Raw genomic sequence first — 18,738 nt, 5'->3', positions numbered from 1 at the left:
GTACGTCAGCGGTGCGAGCGCGACAAGGCGCAGGTGTGGAAATCCATTCCTTTACAGGTGCTCCAGCTTCATCAACAATTAATCGTCTTTTGTTGCGTGAGTCGCGCCATGCGTTTGTTGAGTCTGATCGCTGTCACTTTGGTCGCTTTTTACTTTGTCGGCGTGTTCACACCGGACGCGCCGGACATCGCTGAGCCCGTTGCTTTGCCATCGACACAAGCGCCGGCGGTCACAGAAGAAGAGACCGCGGAAGACGTGCGCCTGACGGTGCTCGAAGCGTCCCCGACCACACAAGAGCCACCCGCCCCGGAGCGCCTCTCTGCGACCACACCCCCGCGCGCGGCAGCGCCGGAATTGCCCGTTCGAATCGCCACGCCGACCCCGGTGCTTCCAAGCCTGGCCACCGGGCTGGACCTAAGCGCCACGGAGCGCGCCGCGACCGCGGCTCTGGCGCCTGACCCCAGGGATATCCGTGTCGTCACCGGGACGCGCGTGAACCTGCGCGCCGGTCCTTCGACCAGGAACGCCATACTGACGCAGGTCCTGTCCGGTGACCAGGTAGAGATACTGGAGGCCGGCCAAGGCGGATGGGTGAAGATTTCGGCCAATAATGGCGATGTGGAAGGCTGGATGGCGGCGCGGTTCTTGACGGCGGCGCGGCGCTAAAGCCTGCCGCGGCCCGGAATTTTCTATTTCTTAATGGTCGATTAATCCGACTCATCGACAATCGAGGGTGGGTTCGGGGCCCGCCCTGAATTTAAGGTTAAAAACCGCCTCCACCCGCCCTAATTTTCCCTGAGTCGGTATAACATTCGGTTAATCTGCCCCGCGTCATTCAGCGCAAACCTGCCCGCGTTTTGGTGCGCCGTGCGATTTTCGCGTTGAAACTGCGCCGCTCCCACGCCTTAAGTGCCCGCATGGCACGCAGCATTCTCATCACAGGCTGTTCTTCGGGGATCGGTTACGACGCGGCGGTCACGCTGCGCGACCGCGGCTGGCGCGTCTTCGCCTCGTGCCGCAAGGAGGAGGACTGTGCCCGGCTGCGCGAGGAGGGCTTTGACAGCCCGCGCGTCGACTACAGCGACCCCGCAAGCCTGGAGGCCGCCGTCGCCCAGGTGCTTGCCGAAACCGGCGGCACGCTTGACGCGCTTTACAACAATGGCGCCTTTGGGATCCCCGCGGCGGTGGAGGACCTGCCCCGTGCCGCGCTTGCGGACATCCTTGAGGCCAACCTGATCGGCCCGCATCACCTAACCACGCTGGTGCTGCCCGCCATGCGCGCCCAGGGGCACGGGCGGATCGTGAACTGCACCTCGGTGATGGGCTACACCGCCTATCCCTGGCGCGGCGCCTATGTCGCCACGAAATACGGGCTGGAGGGGCTGACCGACACGCTGCGCATCGAGATGCACGGGCTGCCGATCCATGTCAGCCTGATCGAGCCGGGGCTGATCACCACGGATTTCGGCAAGAACTCACAGAAGAATTTCGAGCGCTGGATCGACTGGAAGAGCTCGGCCAAGGCAGCGGAATACGAGCGCGACCTGATCGGTAAATGGCGCGGGCGCAACCCGGTCGCCTGGCTGGAGGTGCCGCCATCGCATGTCACCGCCAAGATCATCCACGCGGTCGAAAGCCCCCGGCCCCGCGCGCGCTACCGCATCACCAAGCTCGCCCATTTCGCCTATATCGCCAAGCGGCTGCTGCCCACCCGCGGCGCCGATTGGCTGATCCGCCGCATGTCCTGAGGCAAATTCGCCCCTGGCTTTTTCCGCCAGAGCCGCTACATGCCGAGGATCGACCCCGGAGGCCCACATGCTGCAAGACCCGCTGTTCATCGTTGTCGCCATCGCCTGCATCGCGGTGCTGGTGATCCTGTCCATCGGCATCGGCGGCTTCGCCAAGGGCGGCGACTTCAACCGCAAATACGCCAACAAGATCATGCGCTGGCGGATCGGCGCGCAATTCGTTGCGGTCATCCTGATCCTCGCCTTCGTGTTCTTCCGGCGCAGCAACGGAGGCTGAGCATGGTCGTCCTGTCCAAGATCTACACCAAGACCGGCGACGCGGGCGAGACCGCGCTGGGCAATGGCGCGCGGGTCGCCAAGCATTCGATGCGGGTCACGGCCTATGGCACCACCGACGAGGTCAACGCCACGGTCGGCCTGGCGCGATTGCAGGCGACCGGCGAGATGGACACGCAGCTCAGCCGCATCCAGAACGATCTCTTTGACATCGGCGCGGACCTCTGCCGGCCCGATATGGAGAAAGACGCCGAGGCCGAATACCCGCCGCTGCGCGTCACCGAGGACCAGGTCTTGCGGCTTGAGGCCGAGATCGACGCGATGAACGCCGCGCTGGAACCGCTGCGCAGCTTCGTGCTGCCCGGCGGGTCGGCTCTGGCCGCGCATCTGCATCTCTGCCGCACCGTAGCGCGCCGGGCCGAGCGCCTGACGGTGGAACTCGCGACGATGGAAAGCGTGAACCCCGCCGCGGTGAAATACCTCAACCGGCTGAGCGATTGGTTCTTTGTCGCCTCGCGGATCGCAAATGACGACGGCCGCGCGGACGTGCTTTGGGTGCCGGGGGCGAACCGCTAGTCCGACCCTTTTCGCCTCGCCGTGCCGCCCCGGGCCAGGGCAATGTCCAGCAGATCGTCCATCGCGCCCCAATCGCCCAGCTCCAGCCGCACCGGCAAAGTCAGAACCTTTGAACGGAACCCGCGCGGCAGGCGCACGGCGTCCTTCTCGGTTGTCACCAATTGCGCGCCACGCGCCGTCGCCTCAATTTCAAGCCGCCGCATGAGCGCCTCTGACAGCGGCTGGTGATCGCTGAGCGCCTGCGCCTGCACCAGCTCTGCGCCAAGGCCCCGCAGCGTGGCAAAGAACTTCTCGGGCCGCCCGATCCCCGCAAACGCCAGCACGCGCTGCCCGGACCAGTCGATGCCCATCTGCAAGGGCTGCAACGCGCCCTGCAGGACGGGCACCGTGATCTGCGTCCGCCAGTGCAGCAAAAAGCGCTCTCGCTCCTCAGGCGCCCCGATGACAAGCACCGCTTGCGCGCGGGACAACCCGACCGGCACCGGCTCGCGCAGCGGGCCAGCGGGCGCGACGCGCCCATTGCCAAAGCCCACCCCGGCATCGACCACCACAACAGAGGCGTCCTTTGTCACGGCGGGGTTCTGGAACCCGTCATCGAGCAGGATCACTTCGGCGCCCGCGGCCTGGGCGGCGCGCACCCCCGCGGCACGATCCTTGGCAACCCAGACCGGGCAGAACGCCGCCATCAACAGCGGCTCGTCACCGACCTGAGCGGCGCTATGCGTGCGCTCGGCAACGGCGACCGGGCCCTCCAGGCTGCCGCCATAGCCTCGGCTGACCACATGCACGGCGCATTCTTGCGACAAGAGGCGCTGCGCCAGGGCGATCACCGTCGGCGTTTTGCCCGCCCCGCCCAGGGTCAGGTTCCCCACGCATATCACCGGCACCGAGGCCGCATAACCGGGGCGCGCCACGCGGCGCGCCGTCGCCCGCGCCACCAAGGCCGAAATCGGCGCCAGCGCGCGCGCCTGCCATGTCGGCTGGCTGGGCGGGGTGAACCAGAAACCGGGCGGTCTCATCGCTGTCCCTCTAGCTCTGACAGTGCCAGATCCAGGACCAAATCGGTCACCTCGGCCCCCTCGGTCGTGACCTCCCAGGCCTGGCGCGCCAGCTCCGCCGCGCGGGCCGGAGACAGCAGCGCCTCGACCGCATCCCCCAGCCCCTTGGCGTCGTCGATGCGGCGCGTGGCGCCTGCGCCATTCAGCCGCTCATAGGCCCCACGATGCCGCCGCGTGCGCGGCCCATGAATGATGGCCGAGCCCAGCGCCGCGGCGTCAAACGGGTTCAGCACCTCTTTGCCGCTGAGAGAGCCCCCCAGATAGGTCACCGGCGCGAGGCGGTACCAAAGGCTCATCTCGTCATCGTCACTGCCATCGGCGATCAGTATCTTCACATCCGCCGTGGGCTCTTCATCTTTCGAGCGCCTGGCGACCTTGTACCCGGCCGCGGTCAGCTCCTGGGCCCAGCGATCCGCGGCGCCTGGCTGGGACGGCACAAGGATCAGCAAGAGCCGGTGCGCGCGCAGCTCGGCAACGGTCTGCGCGGACAGGACCGCGTCGCGCTCTTCCTCGGGGATCCAGGCGGCAAGCCAGGCCGGGCGCCCGCCGATCACCTGGGCCAGCGCGTCATGCTCTGTCTGGTTCACCGGCAAGGCCGGAGCGCCCTCGCGCAGGTACCCGGTGGTTCTGATCTGACGCTCCCTGACCCCCAGCGCGCGCAACTGCGCGGCAGAGGTGTCATCCGCCGCAAGGATGCAGCGAAAGATCCTCAGCACGTCCCCGGCGATACCGCGGGACCAGACCGACAGCGGATCCCAAGGCGCGGTGCCCGCATCCACCAAGATGGCGGGCACGCCGCGCGCATTGGCCTCCATCTGCAGCGCCGGGCGCAGTTCCGGCTCGGTCCAGAGGGCGAGGTCCGGGCGCCAATGGTCCAGGAACCGGCGCACCGACGGTTGCGTCTCTTCGGGCGCGTATTGGCACAGGATGCGATCATCCGAGGGCAGCCTTTCCGTGGCGGAGGTGGTCAGCAGGAAATGCAAGTCCTCGCGCTCTGCCAGCATGCGCTTGGCCAATTCCCGCGCCGCCAATGCCTCGGCATCGGCGCCAGAATGCAGCCACACCAGTGGCCCATCCGGCCGGTCATGCGCGCCTAGGCCGCAGCGCTCTCGGTCGGGGCCCTTCAGCAGATGCACAGGCGTGCGATCGGCGCGCCCGCGCGTCGCGAGGTAAAGGGACAGACGTAGGGACTGGGCCATTCAGCTCCACCGCTCGGGCGGCGCCAAGGGCAGGCGCCGCAGCTTACCCCCGCTTTGTGTCGCGGTCGCGGTAATACTGCAAGACCTCGGCGCGGGGGCGCCACCCGTAGCGCCGATCCTCCAGCACCGGCATCCAGACCAGCCTTCCGCCCTTGCGCCAGGGGTCCAGGATCACGCCGTCAAACATCGTGGCCCCCTTGGCGCTGATGATGGCCGTGGAATGGTCGATAAGGATGTTGTCGTGATTGGCGATGGCGCGGTGCAGCTCCAGCGTCTGGAACGCTTCGGCCTTTAGGCGCCGCTCCATGTCCTCGGCCCAATGCCAGCAGAGCCCGCGCGGGCGCAGCCCGGCATTGACCTTAGCGTTATGGATCAGCGGCGGGTCGGTGATGCCATATTCCGACTTAAGCTGCGCGGTGTAGCTATAGGCGATGGAGGCGGCGCGGGCGGCCTCCTCGGGATCCACCTGCGGCGAGAGGCCCAGGAGCAGCCGCGCCAGCTGCGCCGTGTTCTGGTCCGTCAGCGCCGCGATGGGCGCGGGATCGGGATCGGGCGCCGCAGCGGCCAGGTCCGGCGCATCAATCTGCGCCCGCGTCGGCACGTCGCCCGCACCGCAGGCCGCCAGCGCAACCAGCAGCGGGAGGATCAAAACAGCACGGATCATACGCGGCCTCGTTAGCTTCAAACGCGGCAAGAATTAACCAGCCACGCGGCCCGTGTACAGGTCGATCAAGCGATTGTGCAGCTGGGGTGCCGCGGAGAACACGCCCTTGGCCTTGGCGTCTTCGGTGTTGAACCGGATCGGGTCGCCGTTGCGGTCGCTCGAGACCGCCCCCGCCTCATCCGCGATCAGGATGCCCGCCGCGATGTCCCACTCATAGGCGTCGCGGATCGTCAGCACCGCGTCGAACCGCGCCTCGGCCACCGCGCAGAAGCGATAGGCCAGCGAGGGACGCCAGTGCCGGTCAAGCTTGGGCGGCGTCTCGGCCCACCATTTCGCCTCCAGCGCGGGCTTTGCGGCCAGCACCGTGGCGCCGTCGGGCTCTGCGCGGCTGCCCGCCCGCAGCGGCGCGCCGTTCAGCGTGGCGCCATGACCGCGCGCGGCGGCATAGGTGCGATCTCGCGCAGGCATATGCACCACCCCGGCCACCGGCGCGCCATCCTCGACCACGGCGATGGAGATCGCCCAGGTGCGCTCACCCCCGATATAGGCGCGGGTGCCGTCGATAGGGTCCACAATGAACACGCGGCGCCTCTCAAGCCGCGCCAGGTCGTCTTCTGTCTCCTCCGAGAGCCAGCCATAATCGGGCCGCGCGGCGCGCAGCATGCTGCGCAGAAAACCGTCCACGGCAAAGTCGCCCTCGCTGACCGGAGAGCCGCCGTCCTTGTGGTCGACCCGCTGGTCCGTCTTCCAATATTTCAGAGCAATGTCAGAGGCTTGCAGCGCAGCATCCGTGATCAGCCGCAGGTCACTTTCCGGCAAGGGTCAGCCCCTCTACCAAAAGCGAGGGCACGACCCGCGACAGGTGCGTGCGAGCGTCGTTGGCCGGGATTATGCTGCGCAGCATTTCGCGCAGGTTCCCCGCAATGGTGCATTCGTTCACCGGGTAGGCGATCTCGCCATTCTCGATCCAGAACCCCGAGGCGCCACGGGAGTAGTCCCCGGTGGTGGGGTTGATCGAGGACCCGATCATCGAGGTCACCAGAAGGCCGGTGCCCATCTCGGCCAAGAGCGCCTCTTTCGTTTGCGTGCCCTGCGTGAGCGCCACGTTCGTCAGGCTGGGGCTCGGCGGGCTGGAAGTGCTGCGCGAGGCGTTTGCGGTGCTGTCCAGGCCCAGCTTGCGGGCCGTCGCGAGGTCCAGCGTCCAGCGCTGCAAGACGCCATCCTCGACGATCGCGCTGGCGCGGCTGGCGAACCCCTCGCCATCAAAGGGCCGCGACCCGGCGGTGCGCGGGCGCAAGGGATCCTCGGTCAGGGACAGACCCGCCGGCAGAACCTGCGCGCCCATCGCGTCGCGCAGCCAGGACGCGCCGCGCCCAATGGCCGTGCCGTTGATCGCCTGCAAGAGATGCCCGATCAGACCGCTCGCGATGCGCTCGTCATAGAGCACGGGGAAGGCGCCGGTCGGAGGCTTGCGCGCGCCTGCGCGCGCCACGGTGCGCTCCGCCGCCAGGCGGCCGATCTCCTCGGCGCTCTCCAGATCGGCGCGGTGCAGGCGCATGTCGCCGTAATAGTCGCGCTCCATCTCGGTGCCGTCGCCGGTGATCGCCACGCAGGACAGCGAGGTGGACGTGCGCCCATAGCCGCCGGAAAAGCCGTTCGACGCCGCCAGATGCACCCGCCGCTGCCCGTGCCCAGCGCCGACCCCGTCCATCTTTGTGATGCCGGGCACGGCCATGGCGGCGGCCTCGGCCCGCAGCGCCATGTCCTCTAGCTCTTGCGGCGAGGGCTCGGGGGCAGGGTCCGCAAGATTCAGCGTGGCCAGATCCCAATCGGTTGCCAGATCACCGGCCTCGGCGAGCCCGATATGCGGGTCCTCTGGCGCCTCGCGCGCCATGGCCACCGCGCGCTCGGCCATCGTCGCGATGGTGGTGTCGGAGGTGTCGGAGGCCGAGACGCAGGCCTGCCGCTGCCCGATCAGCACCCGCAGGCCGATATCGACCCCCTCAGAGCGCTCGGCCTGCTCTAGCTTGCCCTCGCGCACGTCGATGGAGATCGAGCTGCCGTCCACCGCGATTGCGTCCGCCGCCTCGGCCCCCGCCTTGGTGGCGGCGTCTAGGAGGCGAGCGGAGAGTTCGGCGAGGTCTGGCATGGAAGGGTCTCGTGTGAATGCTGCTCTGGGAGGTAGTGCGTTAACCGGCGGCGCGCAAGGCGGGACGGCCCGGCCGCCTGGGCGCTGCGGCAATGCAAAGCCCTCCCCGCGCGTGGCGGAAAGGGCCAGGACCGCTTCGGGGTCTTTGCTACTGCAGGCGCTGCCCGTTGGCCGAGATCGCGCCCGAGGCGCCGTCGATCTCGATCTTGGAGCTCAGCGAGTCGTCGCCCACCGGCTGGGCGAACATGCCCATCATCATCTTGCCCATCATGGCCTGCTCTTCCGGCAGCAGCCCCATGGCCACAAGCTTGTCCATCAGCGCGTTCGACCCGTCCAGTTGCAGATCAAGCGCGCCGGTCGGGGCGGGGATGCCATCGAACGTATCCATGTCCGCCATGTCAAAGGTGAACCCGCCCGAGCCGGTCAGCTCGGCGCCCGCGATGGACAGCTTCAGCTCGTTGATGTCCATGCTCTCCAGCGCGCCGGGCATCTCGACATCCGCGGTCATCAGCGCCTCGGGGTCCATGATGTCCACCAGCCAGTTCGCCTTGCCCGCCAGCTCGATGATCAGCGTCGCCGGGTCGCGCGGCAGCTGCGCCGCGGGATCGATCATGCCCCAGATCATATCGCTGACCGAGAGCCCCTCGAGCCGCAGCGAAAGCCCCAGATCCTTGGCGTCGTCGGAGGCCAGCACCGGCATGGTCATCCCAAAGAGCGTCTTGGCGGCGGTCAGCGACACCTCTGGCAGCGGGATCTCCGACCCCGAGACCGTCAGCTCCATACCCGTGTTGCCAATCGCATAGCTCATCACGCCGTCGCCCATCTCGAACTCCATCAGGCCACTGCTGGAACTGCCGTCCATGGCAAAGCTGTCGCGGCTGTCCTTGAAGTCGACGGTGTATTCTGCCCCGCCATGGCTCAAGGAGCCGACGCCCGCAGCGCCCGCCTTCATCATGGCGGTGAAATCGCCCGGCTTGTCGGTGGCCGCATAGACCATGTCGGCGACATACTCGACCGACTGGAACGCCACGTTCATGTCAAACGCGCCGCTGCCGTCGGGCTCGCGCCCCGTGACCACCAGGTCGCCGCTGGCGGCAACAAGGTTCATCCCCAGCACCGGCATGTCACCGGAGCCCAGCACATAAAAGCCCGAGTAGTCGTTCAGGGTCATCGTGGCTTCCATCGCCTCGGACAGCTCCTCCTCGTGCGGGATATTGATGTCCAAGAGCGATATGGTGACGCCGGGGCTGCTCATGTCATAGGTGACCTCCGAGGGGTCACCGGACGCGACAATCTCAAGGCCGGATTGATCCACCGCAAGGCTTATGGTGCCGCTCTCATCGCCCTCCGGCGCAATCAGGACGTCCATCGTGTAACTGTCGGGCATGACAACCTTCACCGTGCCGTCGCCGTTGCTGATCAGCGTCATGTCAGGCATCGTCATCGAAACATCCAACGCGACTTCGCCGGACATCTCGGGAGCCGGGACGGGGAAGGTCATCGACAGGTCAGAGACCGTCAAAGCGCCGCCGGTGTCGTTCACCGACCCCGCGCTAATCTCATATCCAATGACGTCATAAAACCCGGTCATGTTCTCCCAAACCTGGGCGGGTGTAACATCTGCTTGCGCCCCAGAGCCGAGCGCGAGAATAACAGCAGTAGTGCCGTGGAGGGCGATACGTTGTTTCATTGTTACCTTCCGGAATAATGTGAATGAGGCCAGCTTCCGCCGGGTAAGCCGCAGGGTCAAGGTGAGACTTTCCAGACCATGCAACCATACCGCGCCGAGAGCGAAACATGAAAGAGGATATAGCATGAACCTGACAGGCAAGACCGTAATCGTGACCGGCGCGAGCCGCGGAATCGGGGCCGCGGCGGCCCACGCCTTTGCCGCCGAGGGCGCCAAGGTCGCCTTGGTGGCCCGCAGCAGCGCGGCCATTGACGCGTTGGCCGCCGAGATTGGGGATGCCGCGATCGCCCTGCCCTGCGACGTGGCCGATTACGACGCGGTTGCCGCGATGGTGGCCGCGGTTGAGGACCGGCTGGGACCGGTCGACATTCTCGTCAACAACGCCGGCGTGATCGAGCCGATTTCGCACATCGCGACCTCTGACCCCGCGGGCTGGGCCGGCGCGATCGCCATCAATCTCACCGGGGTCTACAACTGCGTGCGCGCCACTTTGCCCGGCATGATCGCGCGCGGCGGCGGCTCGATCCTGGGCGTCTCCTCCGGCGCGGCCCACAGCCCGATAGAGGCCTGGTCGCATTACTGCGCCTCCAAGGCCGGGGCCGCGATGCTGACCCGCATGATCGACAAAGAGAACCGAGACGACGGCATCCGCGCGATTGGCCTCTCGCCCGGCACGGTGGCCACCGAGATGCAGCGCGAGATCAAGGCCAGCGGCGTGAACCCGGTCTCCAAGCTGGAATGGAGCGACCACATCCCCCCCGAGTGGCCCGCAAAATGCCTGGTCTGGATGTGCGGCCCTGAGGCGGATGCGCATCTGGGCGAGGAGCTTGCCCTGCGCGACGAGGGTCTACGGCGGCAATTGGGGCTGATCGCGTGATTGATCTGACGAAGGAGGGCGGGCTCTGGACCGCGACGCTGAACCGCCCCGATAAGGCCAATGCGGTGACCCGCCCGATGCTGGAACAGCTGGCGGATATCGCCGAGGCCGCCAGCGCGGCCAAGGTGCTGGTGCTGACCGGCGCAGGCAAGGTGTTCTCGGCCGGGATGGACCTGGAAGAGGCAAGCACCGGCCTGGCCACCGACCCGGTGTGGGAGCGCCTGTCTGGCGCGCTTGCGGCCCTGCCCTGCCTGACCATCGCGGCGCTGAACGGCTCGCTGGCGGGGGGCTCGTTCGGGATGGCGCTGGCCTGTGATCTGCGGATCGCCACGCCGAGCGCCAAGTTCTTCTACCCGGTGATGAAGCTGGGCTTCCTGCCGCAGCCCTCTGACCCTGGGCGGCTGGCGGCTTTGGTCGGCCCGGCGCGCGCCAAGCTGATCCTGATGGGCGGGGCCAAGATCACCGCACCCGAGGCGCTGGCCATGGGGCTGGTGGACCGGGTGGTGGAGGCCGACGCGCTGGGCGAGACGGTGCAGACGCTCGCCGCCGACGCGCTGAGCGCCGCGCCCGACCACATCGCGGCGATCAAATCCATGGTGAACGGCTGACCGGCGCAAGGGTCGCTTTCGGGGCCGCTGCCGTCGGCAAATCAATTGCGCCCGCCCCTCGACTCAGCTACGAGGTCCGCTGACGACGCCCCATCCGGGGCCGGAGAGGAGAGCCGCGGCACGCCGACCCAATCAGGGGGCACGCCAACGCATCGTCAAGCGGGCCGCGACCCGCCCCTATCCGCTGTCGCAACAGAGGGGGCGCTGCCATGAGATACCTAACCGTTTTGATCCTAAGCCTGACCGGCTCCGCCGCGCAGGCGCATGTCGGCCATCTGGGCGAGGCCGCGGGGCATGGCCACTGGCTGGGCGCCGCCGCGGCGGGGGCCGCGATTGCCATCGGGCTCTGGGCCGGGCTGCGCGGCCGCGGCAAGCCCGCGTCAGAGCCGGAACCGGCCGAGCAAGCGCCCGACGAAGACGAGCTGCAGGAGGCCTGACCCGAGATGAAGACAGGTGTGATGATCTGCGGGCACGGCTCGCGCAGCCAGGCCGCGGTTGATGAGTTCGCCGTCCTAGCCGAGAAACTCCCCCCGATGCTGCCCTCGGACTGGATGGTGGATTACGGCTATCTGGAATTCGCAAACCCGGTGATCCGCGACGGGCTGGACCGGCTGCGCGAGGCGGGCTGCGACCGCATCCTGGCGGTGCCGGGGATGCTCTTTGCGGCGATGCATTCCAAGAACGACATCCCGACGGTGCTGAACAGCTACGCCGACAAGCACGGGATTGAGGTTAAGTACGGCCGCGAGCTGGGGGTGGACCCCAAGATGGTGGCCGCGGCCGGCGCCCGCGTGCGCGATGCGGTGGACGCCGCCAACGCCGCGCAGGGCGAGGTGCCGCTGCACGAGACCTGCCTGGTGGTGATCGGACGCGGCGCGTCCGACCCCGACGCCAATGCCAACGTCGCCAAGATCATGCGCATGCTCTGGGAGGGCATGGGGTTCGGCTGGGGCGCGGTGGGCTATTCCGGCGTGACCTTCCCGCTGGTCGAGCCAACGCTGGAGCATGTCGCCAAGCTGGGCTACCGCCGCGTCATCGTCTTCCCCTACTTCCTGTTCACCGGGATCCTGATCGACCGGATCTATGGCTTCACCGACCAGGTCGCCGCGCGCCATCCCGAGACCGAGTTCGTCAAGGCGGGCTATCTGAACGACCACGGCTTGGTGCTAGAGACCTTCGCCGAGCGCGTGACCGAACAGCTCGGCCCGGTGCCGATCCCGAACTGCGGTACATGCGCCTATCGCGAGCAGGTGCTGTCCGGCGTCGAGGGCGGGCACAAGCATATCAAGCCCGAGGACCGCGCCGCGCATCCCGCCTATGGCGACATGCCGCCGCCGACCTGCGTCTTGTGCAAGTACCGCACCGAGGTGCTGGGCTTTGAGGCCGAGGTCGGCGCGGTGCAGGAGAGCCACCACCACCATGTCGAGGGCCAGGGCGCCAGCGCGCCGGGCTCGAACGTGGCCGATTGCGCGCATTGCGACACGTTCTGCACCGGCTTCTGCCGGCTGGTTATGGCCGATGCGCATCACCACCACCATCATCATGATCATGGGCACGGGGACGGGGACGGGGACGGTCACGGGCACCACCACGACCATGATCACCATCACCACGCCGAGTACCCGCATGCCAAGCACCCGCTTGGCCCCGAAAGCGCGCGGCCCACGAAGTGAGGCCCTACCTAAAGGACCCCAAGGCGATCTATGCTGAGAGCTTCGCGACCGTGCGGCGCGAGGCGCGGCTAGAGCGCTTCCCTGCGGGCATGCAACCCGTGGTCACCCGGCTGATCCACGCCTGCGGCATGATCGAGATCGCCGACCGGCTGGCCTATTCGCGCAGCCTTAGCGAGAAAGCCCGATCAGCGCTGAGGAGCGGCGCCCCGATCCTTTGCGATTGCGAGATGGTTGGCGCCGGGATCATCCGCCGCTACCTGCCCGCCGAGAACGAGGTGGTCGTCACGCTAAACGACCCGCGCGTGCCGGGCTTGGCGCAAGAGCTGGGCACAACGCGGTCCGCCGCAGCGGTGGAGTTTTGGCGCGACCGGATCGAGGGCAGCATCGTGGCTATCGGCAACGCGCCCACGGCGCTGTTCCATCTGCTGGAGCGGCTGGACGAGGGCTGGCCGCGTCCCGCGGCGATCCTGGGCTTCCCCGTGGGCTTTGTCGGCGCGGCGGAATCGAAAGCCGAGCTGGCCGCGGACCCGCGCGGATGTGATTTCATCGCTTTGAAGGGCCGCCGCGGCGGCTCGGCCATGGCCTCAGCGGCGGTGAACGCCCTCGCGGCGGGCCTGCCCGAGGAGGGCAACTCATCCAGCCCGTGCGGGCTTTCTTCGTCAGACGGTCGCACGCCATGAGCGCGCGCTGGCTGCATATCGTCGGCATCGGCGAGGACGGCATGGACGGGCTCACCCCCGCCACCCGCGCCGTGGTTGAGGCCGCCGAGGTGATCGTCGGCGGCGACCGCCATCACAGCCTGGCCGCCAACATCACCGCCGAGCGCCTGGCCTGGCCCTCGCCCTTTGACGCGCTGATCGACCAGCTGCGCGCCCTGCAGGGGCGCCGCGTGGTGGTGCTGGCCACTGGGGACCCGCTGTGGTTCAGCGTTGGCGCCCGCATTGGGCGCGCCCTGCCGCCCGACCAGATCACCTATCACCCGCAGCTCTCCGCCTTCCAGCTTGCCGCCGCGCGCATGGGCTGGTCGCTGGCGGATGTGGAGACATTGACCGTGCATGGCCGCCCGGTCGAGCAGATGATCGCCTTCATCCAGCCCGCCCAGCGGCTCTTGATCCTCACCACCGGCGCCGAGACCCCCACCCAGATCGCGCGCTTCCTGACCGAGCGCGGCTTTGGCCGCTCGCCGATGACCGTGCTGGCCAGCATGGGCGGCACCGAGGAGCAGCGCTTTGATGGCGTGGCCGAGAGCTGGTCGCATGACGTGCCCGCCTTCAACACCCTTGCGGTGGAGTGCGTGGCCGCGCCGGACGCAGCGCTGCTGCCGCGCGTGCCGGGGCTGGCCGATGAGCTTTTCCACCATGACGGCACCATGACCAAGCAGGAGGTCCGCGCCGCCACGCTGGCCAAGCTGATGCCGATGCGCGGCGCCTTGCTGTGGGACATCGGCGCGGGCTGCGGCTCGGTCGCGGTCGAATGGATGCGCGCCGCGCGCTACGCCCGCGCCATCGGGATCGAGCCCCGCGCCGACCGCCGCGCCATGGCCGCGGAGAACGCCCTGGCGCTCGGCACGCCGAAGCTAAAGGTGATCGCGGGCGAGGCGCCCGCAGCACTTGAAGGGCTGGAGGCGCCGGACGCGGTGTTCATCGGCGGTGGCCTCTCGGAGGAGAGCTTCGCGGCCGCATGGGCCGCGCTGCGCCCGCTGGGGCGGTTGGTGGCCAACGCGGTCACGCTGGAGAGCGAGGCCAGGCTCATGGCGCTCCACGCCGCCCATGGCGGGCAGCTGGTCAAGTTGCAGGTGAACCGCGCCGAGCCCGTTGGCGGCCTAACAGGCTGGCGCCCGCTGATGCCGGTCACCCAGTGGAGCCTGGTGAAGCGCTGATGGCACGGGCGGGATTTGCGTATTTGGGACAAGGTGAAGCGGTATGAGTGGCACGCTGTATGGCGTCGGTCTGGGCCCCGGCGACCCGGAGCTGATCACGCGCAAGGCCGCGCGGCTGATCGCGGAGGCCGAGGTGGTGGCCTACCCGTCGCTGGAGGGCGGCGACAGCCTGGCGCGCTCCATCGCGGCGGAGCTGATCCCGGACGGCGCCCAGGAGATCGCCATCGACATCCCCATGACCGTGGCCCGCGCGCCCGCCCAGGCCGCCTATGACGCGGGCGCCGCACAGATCGCTCAGGCGCTGGAGGCGGGGCGCGACGTGGTCTGCCTCTGCGAGGGCGACCCGTTCTTTTATGGCTCCTTCATGTATCTGCACGCGCGCTTGGCGGAGCGCTTCGCCGTGGAGGTCGTCCCCGGCGTGACCTCGATCACCGCCTGCGCGGCGCGGGCGGGCATGCCGCTGGCCGCGCGCAACGAGCGCGTGACCATACTGCCCGGGCCGCTGCCCGAGGCAGAGCTGCGCGCGCGCATCGAGGGCGCCGAGAGCGTCGCCGTGATGAAGGTCGGGCGGCACCTGGCCAAGATCCGCAGCGTGATCGCCGGGCTCGGGCTGCTGGACCAGGCGGTCTATGTCGAGCGCGCCTCGCTGCCCGAAGAGTGTGTGCTGCCCTTGGCAAAGGCGCCCGAGAAGGCGCCGTATTTCTCGATGATCCTGCTCACGAAAGGAGCCGATCCGTGGTTGTAGTACTGGCTTTGTCAAGGTCCGGAGAGGCCACGGCGCATCGCGTGGCGCAGGCGCTGGGCGCGCCGGTGCACGGTCGCGAGGGCCGCGTGGCGCAGGCGGACGCGTTCTTTGCCAACGCCTTGGACCACGCGCGCGACCTCTTCGCGGCGGGCACGCCGGTGGTGGGGGTCTGCGCGTCAGGCATCCTGATCCGGGCCGTGGCACCGCTGCTGAGCGACAAGACGACAGAGCCGCCGGTGCTCAGCGTCTCGGATGACGGGGCGGTCGTGGTGCCGCTCTTGGGCGGGCACCGGGGCGCGAACCGCTTGGCGGGCCAGATCGCCGACGCGCTGCAGGCCACCGCCGCGGTGACCACCGCGGGGGACGTGGCGCTTGGGGTCGCGCTGGACGAGCCACCCGCAGGGTGGCGCCTGGCGAACCCAGAACACGCGAAACCCGCCATGGCGGCGCTCTTGGCGGGCGACGGCGCGGCGCGGCGCGGTCCGGAAGCATCGCGCGCCGAATGGCTCGCCGCGCTTCCTCAGGGCGAGGGCGTGGAACTGCATTGCAGCATGGCCCCGGTCGAGACCGGGCCTGGGCTGCTGCATTTCGCGCCCCAGCGCGCCACACTGGGCGTGGGCTGCGCCCGCAACTGCCCGCCAGAAGAACTTTCGGCGTTGGCCCGCCGCATGATGGAAGAGGCAGAGCTGGCCCCGGGCGCGATACACTCGATCAACACGATCGACCTCAAGGCCGACGAGCCCGCGATCCTGGCATTGTCGCAAGAGCTTGGCGCGCCGATCCGCTACTTCACTGCTGCCGAGCTAGAGGCGCTGACCCCGCGGGTAGAGAACCCCTCGGACGTGGTCTTTGCCGAGGTAGGCACCCATTCGGTGGCAGAGGCGGCCTCTTTGGCGCAGTCCGAGGCCAGCACGCTGTGGCACCCGAAGGAGAAGACCGCCAACGCCACCTGCGCGATCTCCTGCGCGCCAGAGCCGTTGACGGAACTGAAAGGCCGCCGGCGCGGCAAGGTCTCGCTGGTGGGCATCGGCCCCGGTCAGGCCGCCTGGCGCACGCCCGAGGCCTCAAAACTGGTGCAGGAAGCCGACGAGCTGATCGGCTATGGCCTCTATATCGACCTGCTCGGACCGCTGGCCGCCGGCAAGCCGCGCCACGACTTCCCGCTGGGCGGTGAGGAGGATCGCTGCCGCTTTGCGCTGGAGCGCGCGGGAGAGGGGCGCAAGGTGGCGATCATCTGCTCAGGCGACGCAGGGATCTACGCCATGGGCGCGCTGGTGTTCGAGCTGATGGACCGGGGCGCCGACGAAAAGGGCGTGAGCGACGCCGCGCGGCGGGTCGAGGTCGTCTCTGCCCCCGGCGTTTCCGCCCTGCAGGGCGCCGCGGCACGGGCCGGTGCCCCTCTGGGGCACGATTTCTGCGCCATCTCGCTTTCGGACCTTCTGACCCCGCGCGCGGACATCCTGCGCCGCATCAAAGCCGCCGCCGAGGGCGATTTCGTGATCGCCTTCTACAACCCGGTCTCGAAGCGGCGCCGCGACCTCTTGGCCATCGCGCGGGACATGCTGCTGGAGCATCGCCCGGCAGACACGCCGGTTCTGCTGGCGTCGTCGCTGGGCCGCCCCGAGGAGGAGATCCGCTATCGCGCCCTCAGCGATCTGGAGGTCGACGAGGTCGACATGCTGACCGTGGTTCTGGTGGGCTCGTCGAACTCGAAACTGGCGCAGCTGGGCGAGGGCCCGCGCATGTACACGCCGCGCGGATATGCGCGCCGGATCGACGGGGACCTATCGGGATGAACGGCGTCCTGCTAGAATTCGCGGGCCGCATGGCGGACCAGGGCGCGACCATGCTGCCCGAGAGCTACGCGCAGCTTGTGGCCAACGCGCAGCTCTTTCTGGGGCCGCGGATGTCGGGCGCGTGCAAGGTGCTCGATTTCCGGCTGAACCTGCGCAAGGGGCGCGTGGTGCTGGCCTATGAGGACGGTGGCGAGGCCGCAGCGGACGCGCAAGTGATCGGGACGTACGCGAATGACGGCTCATTCATGTGGGGCTGGGGGCACCCGGAGGTGCCCGAGCCGATGCAGGCCGCCGCCTGGGCGGTGCAGCAGTTCGGCGACCGGCAAGAGATCGACGCGCTGCTGACCCGCGGCGGGCCCACAGACGCGGCGCGGCTGGCCGAATACCAGGCGATCTGCGCCTATATCTCGGACGCGGATGGGGTGTTCATCGGCGACCATGGCGGCGGCGGGCAGATCGCGTTCTGCTACTATTTTGGCGACCAGATCAAGAAAGCGATGCAGGTATGAAGGTCTATTTCATCGGGGCGGGCCCGGGCGACCCTGAATTGCTGACATTGAAGGCCGCGGATCGGATCGCGCGCTGCCCGGTCTGCCTCTATGCGGGGTCTTTGGTGCCGGCGGAGGTCGTGGCGCGCGCGCCCGAGGGCGCCTTGGTGCGCGACACCGCGCCCATGACTTTGGATGAAACCCATGCCGAGATACTCGCGGCGCGCGACCGGGGCGAGGACGTGGCCCGCGTGCATTCGGGCGATCCGTCGCTCTATGGCGCCACCGCCGAGCAGATCCGCCGCTTGGAGGCGGATGATATCGCGTATGAGATCATCCCCGGCGTGCCCGCCTATGCCGCCGCCGCAGCCGCCTTGGGGCAGGAGCTGACCATCCCGGAGGTCGCGCAAAGCATCGTACTGACGCGGGTCTCGGTGACCTCGACGTCAATGCCCGAGGGCGAAACGCTCGAGAACTTCGCCCGCACCGGCGCCACGCTGGCGATTCACCTCGGCGTGAAGGCCCTGCGCGACATCGAACGCACGCTGACGCCCTATTACGGGGCGGACTGCCCAGTGGTCGTTGCCTACCGCGTGGGCTGGCCGGATGAGATGTTCATCCGCGGCACATTGTCGGACATTCGCAAGAAGGTCCGCGCCGAAAAGATCACCCGCACCGCGCTCACTTTGGTCGGCCCCGCGCTGGGTAAGGTGCGCGATTTCCGCGACAGCGTTCTGTACGATCCGGCCTATCCGCATGTGTTGCGCCCAAGCGTCACCTCCGAGTAAGCTTGGCCCCTCGTCACAAAAAAGCCGTCTTGGATAACAATCCTTAACTTGACGGTGCGATGATTTGCGTCATCCTGTGCAGCGGTGAGGGGGAAACTAACATGTCAGAATTTCTGCCAAAAGAGGTGCGGGAAGGGCTGGAACTGGCCCGCAAAGCAGACCTAAAGCGTAGGAGCCGCCTGCGGGTGCAAGTGGGCGAAGATGCGTATCCGATTCTGCGCTCGTGGGAGACCGGCTTTGCATTGGATGCGGAGAACGCGCCGCATCTGCGCGGGTTGGTGGATCTCTATAACGGCGGCGTGCATCTCTATCAGTGCCTGATCGTGGCCAGCTCGGAAGAGGCCGGCGAGATGATCTATGAGTTCAAGCGCAACACTGCCGCCGTGGACAAAGCGCCCCTGGATTTCTACCGCGACGAGACCGCGCCCATTGCCTTGCTGGGGCGCTAAAGCGCGCGACCGAGGCCTGCATTTACTTGACTCGCTGGTGGCGCGGTAGGCTCCGCGCGGTAGGTTAATCGAACC

Annotated in this window: 21 protein-coding genes; 15 read left to right on the top strand and 6 right to left on the bottom strand. The window is 68.0% G+C overall.

Annotation, left to right across the window (positions count from 1 at the left end; genetic code table 11):
- Positions 1-108 precede the first annotated feature (108 nt).
- The 4 genes from AIOL_RS21070 (at position 109) to AIOL_RS21055 (ending at position 2,600) form a co-directional block, all read left to right on the top strand.
- Positions 109-666, top strand: a complete 558-nt coding sequence (locus AIOL_RS21070) for an SH3 domain-containing protein (RefSeq protein WP_049644789.1) — start codon at positions 109-111, stop codon at positions 664-666.
- 251 nt (positions 667-917) lie between these two features.
- Entirely contained in the window at positions 918-1,748 is an 831-nt protein-coding gene (locus AIOL_RS21065) for an SDR family NAD(P)-dependent oxidoreductase (RefSeq protein ID WP_049644788.1), read from the top strand.
- Positions 1,749-1,815: 67 nt separating this feature from the next.
- A complete protein-coding gene (locus tag AIOL_RS21060) occupies positions 1,816-2,025 on the top strand; it encodes a twin transmembrane helix small protein (RefSeq protein ID WP_049644787.1) in 210 nt (69 codons plus the stop codon).
- Between the two features lie 2 nt (positions 2,026-2,027).
- Complete coding sequence (locus AIOL_RS21055; RefSeq protein WP_049644786.1) at positions 2,028-2,600, top strand: cob(I)yrinic acid a,c-diamide adenosyltransferase; 573 nt, start codon at positions 2,028-2,030, stop codon at positions 2,598-2,600.
- Here AIOL_RS21055 and lpxK read toward each other — a convergent pair.
- The 6 genes from lpxK to AIOL_RS21025 all read right to left on the bottom strand — a co-directional run bounded on the left by lpxK (position 2,597) and on the right by AIOL_RS21025 (position 9,360).
- Positions 2,597-3,619, bottom strand: a complete 1,023-nt coding sequence (lpxK, locus tag AIOL_RS21050) for a tetraacyldisaccharide 4'-kinase (protein WP_049644785.1) — start codon at positions 3,617-3,619, stop codon at positions 2,597-2,599. The genes AIOL_RS21055 and lpxK overlap by 4 nt on opposite strands.
- The gene (locus AIOL_RS21045; protein ID WP_049644784.1) at positions 3,616-4,857 is read right to left on the bottom strand and encodes a 3-deoxy-D-manno-octulosonic acid transferase; all 1,242 of its coding nucleotides are present in this window, start codon (positions 4,855-4,857) and stop codon (positions 3,616-3,618) included. The genes lpxK and AIOL_RS21045 overlap by 4 nt, the downstream gene beginning before the upstream one ends.
- A 43-nt stretch (positions 4,858-4,900) precedes the next feature.
- A complete protein-coding gene (locus tag AIOL_RS21040) occupies positions 4,901-5,521 on the bottom strand; it encodes a hypothetical protein (RefSeq protein ID WP_053101334.1) in 621 nt (206 codons plus the stop codon).
- A 33-nt stretch (positions 5,522-5,554) separates the two neighbouring features.
- On the bottom strand, positions 5,555-6,340 hold the full coding sequence (locus tag AIOL_RS21035) for a 3'(2'),5'-bisphosphate nucleotidase CysQ (RefSeq protein WP_049644783.1): 786 nt from the start codon (positions 6,338-6,340) through the stop codon (positions 5,555-5,557).
- The gene (locus tag AIOL_RS21030; RefSeq protein ID WP_049644782.1) at positions 6,327-7,670 is read right to left on the bottom strand and encodes a TldD/PmbA family protein; all 1,344 of its coding nucleotides are present in this window, start codon (positions 7,668-7,670) and stop codon (positions 6,327-6,329) included. The genes AIOL_RS21035 and AIOL_RS21030 overlap by 14 nt, the downstream gene beginning before the upstream one ends.
- 148 nt (positions 7,671-7,818) lie before the next feature.
- Positions 7,819-9,360: a DUF2125 domain-containing protein gene (locus tag AIOL_RS21025; RefSeq protein ID WP_160314540.1), complete on the bottom strand. Its 1,542-nt coding sequence runs from the start codon at positions 9,358-9,360 to the stop codon at positions 7,819-7,821.
- A 124-nt stretch (positions 9,361-9,484) separates the two neighbouring features.
- Here AIOL_RS21025 and AIOL_RS21020 point away from each other — a divergent pair, with 124 nt between their 5' ends.
- The 11 genes from AIOL_RS21020 to AIOL_RS20970 all read left to right on the top strand — a co-directional run bounded on the left by AIOL_RS21020 (position 9,485) and on the right by AIOL_RS20970 (position 18,663).
- Positions 9,485-10,237 carry an SDR family oxidoreductase gene (locus AIOL_RS21020; protein WP_049644780.1) on the top strand — a complete coding sequence of 251 codons (753 nt, stop codon included), beginning with the start codon at positions 9,485-9,487 and terminating at the stop codon, positions 10,235-10,237.
- Positions 10,234-10,845 carry an enoyl-CoA hydratase/isomerase family protein gene (locus AIOL_RS21015; protein ID WP_049644779.1) on the top strand — a complete coding sequence of 204 codons (612 nt, stop codon included), beginning with the start codon at positions 10,234-10,236 and terminating at the stop codon, positions 10,843-10,845. Before AIOL_RS21020 ends, AIOL_RS21015 begins: the two co-directional genes overlap by 4 nt.
- 209 nt (positions 10,846-11,054) lie before the next feature.
- Positions 11,055-11,282, top strand: a complete 228-nt coding sequence (locus AIOL_RS21010; RefSeq protein WP_049644778.1) for a DUF6732 family protein — start codon at positions 11,055-11,057, stop codon at positions 11,280-11,282.
- A gap of 6 nt (positions 11,283-11,288) precedes the next feature.
- Positions 11,289-12,518: a sirohydrochlorin chelatase gene (locus tag AIOL_RS21005; RefSeq protein ID WP_049644777.1), complete on the top strand. Its 1,230-nt coding sequence runs from the start codon at positions 11,289-11,291 to the stop codon at positions 12,516-12,518.
- A complete protein-coding gene (locus AIOL_RS21000; protein ID WP_049644776.1) occupies positions 12,515-13,198 on the top strand; it encodes a precorrin-8X methylmutase in 684 nt (227 codons plus the stop codon). The genes AIOL_RS21005 and AIOL_RS21000 overlap by 4 nt, the downstream gene beginning before the upstream one ends.
- Positions 13,195-14,397: a bifunctional cobalt-precorrin-7 (C(5))-methyltransferase/cobalt-precorrin-6B (C(15))-methyltransferase gene (locus AIOL_RS20995; RefSeq protein WP_049644775.1), complete on the top strand. Its 1,203-nt coding sequence runs from the start codon at positions 13,195-13,197 to the stop codon at positions 14,395-14,397. Before AIOL_RS21000 ends, AIOL_RS20995 begins: the two co-directional genes overlap by 4 nt.
- A gap of 43 nt (positions 14,398-14,440) precedes the next feature.
- On the top strand, positions 14,441-15,142 hold the full coding sequence (gene cobI / locus AIOL_RS20990) for a precorrin-2 C(20)-methyltransferase (protein WP_049644774.1): 702 nt from the start codon (positions 14,441-14,443) through the stop codon (positions 15,140-15,142).
- Positions 15,133-16,938 carry a precorrin-3B C(17)-methyltransferase gene (gene cobJ / locus AIOL_RS20985; protein ID WP_049644773.1) on the top strand — a complete coding sequence of 602 codons (1,806 nt, stop codon included), beginning with the start codon at positions 15,133-15,135 and terminating at the stop codon, positions 16,936-16,938. Before cobI ends, cobJ begins: the two co-directional genes overlap by 10 nt.
- A complete protein-coding gene (locus AIOL_RS20980; RefSeq protein ID WP_049644772.1) occupies positions 16,935-17,447 on the top strand; it encodes a DUF6882 domain-containing protein in 513 nt (170 codons plus the stop codon). Before cobJ ends, AIOL_RS20980 begins: the two co-directional genes overlap by 4 nt.
- Positions 17,444-18,214: a precorrin-4 C(11)-methyltransferase gene (gene cobM, locus AIOL_RS20975; RefSeq protein WP_049644771.1), complete on the top strand. Its 771-nt coding sequence runs from the start codon at positions 17,444-17,446 to the stop codon at positions 18,212-18,214. The genes AIOL_RS20980 and cobM overlap by 4 nt, the downstream gene beginning before the upstream one ends.
- A gap of 101 nt (positions 18,215-18,315) precedes the next feature.
- On the top strand, positions 18,316-18,663 hold the full coding sequence (locus AIOL_RS20970) for a hypothetical protein (protein ID WP_049644770.1): 348 nt from the start codon (positions 18,316-18,318) through the stop codon (positions 18,661-18,663).
- Positions 18,664-18,738: the final 75 nt, after the last annotated feature.

It is taken from the genome of Candidatus Rhodobacter oscarellae, assembly GCF_001078595.1.
In the GTDB taxonomy this organism is placed as follows: Bacteria; Pseudomonadota; Alphaproteobacteria; order Rhodobacterales; family Rhodobacteraceae; genus Rhodobacter_B; species Rhodobacter_B oscarellae.
This window is presented reverse-complemented; position numbering and strand designations above follow the sequence as displayed.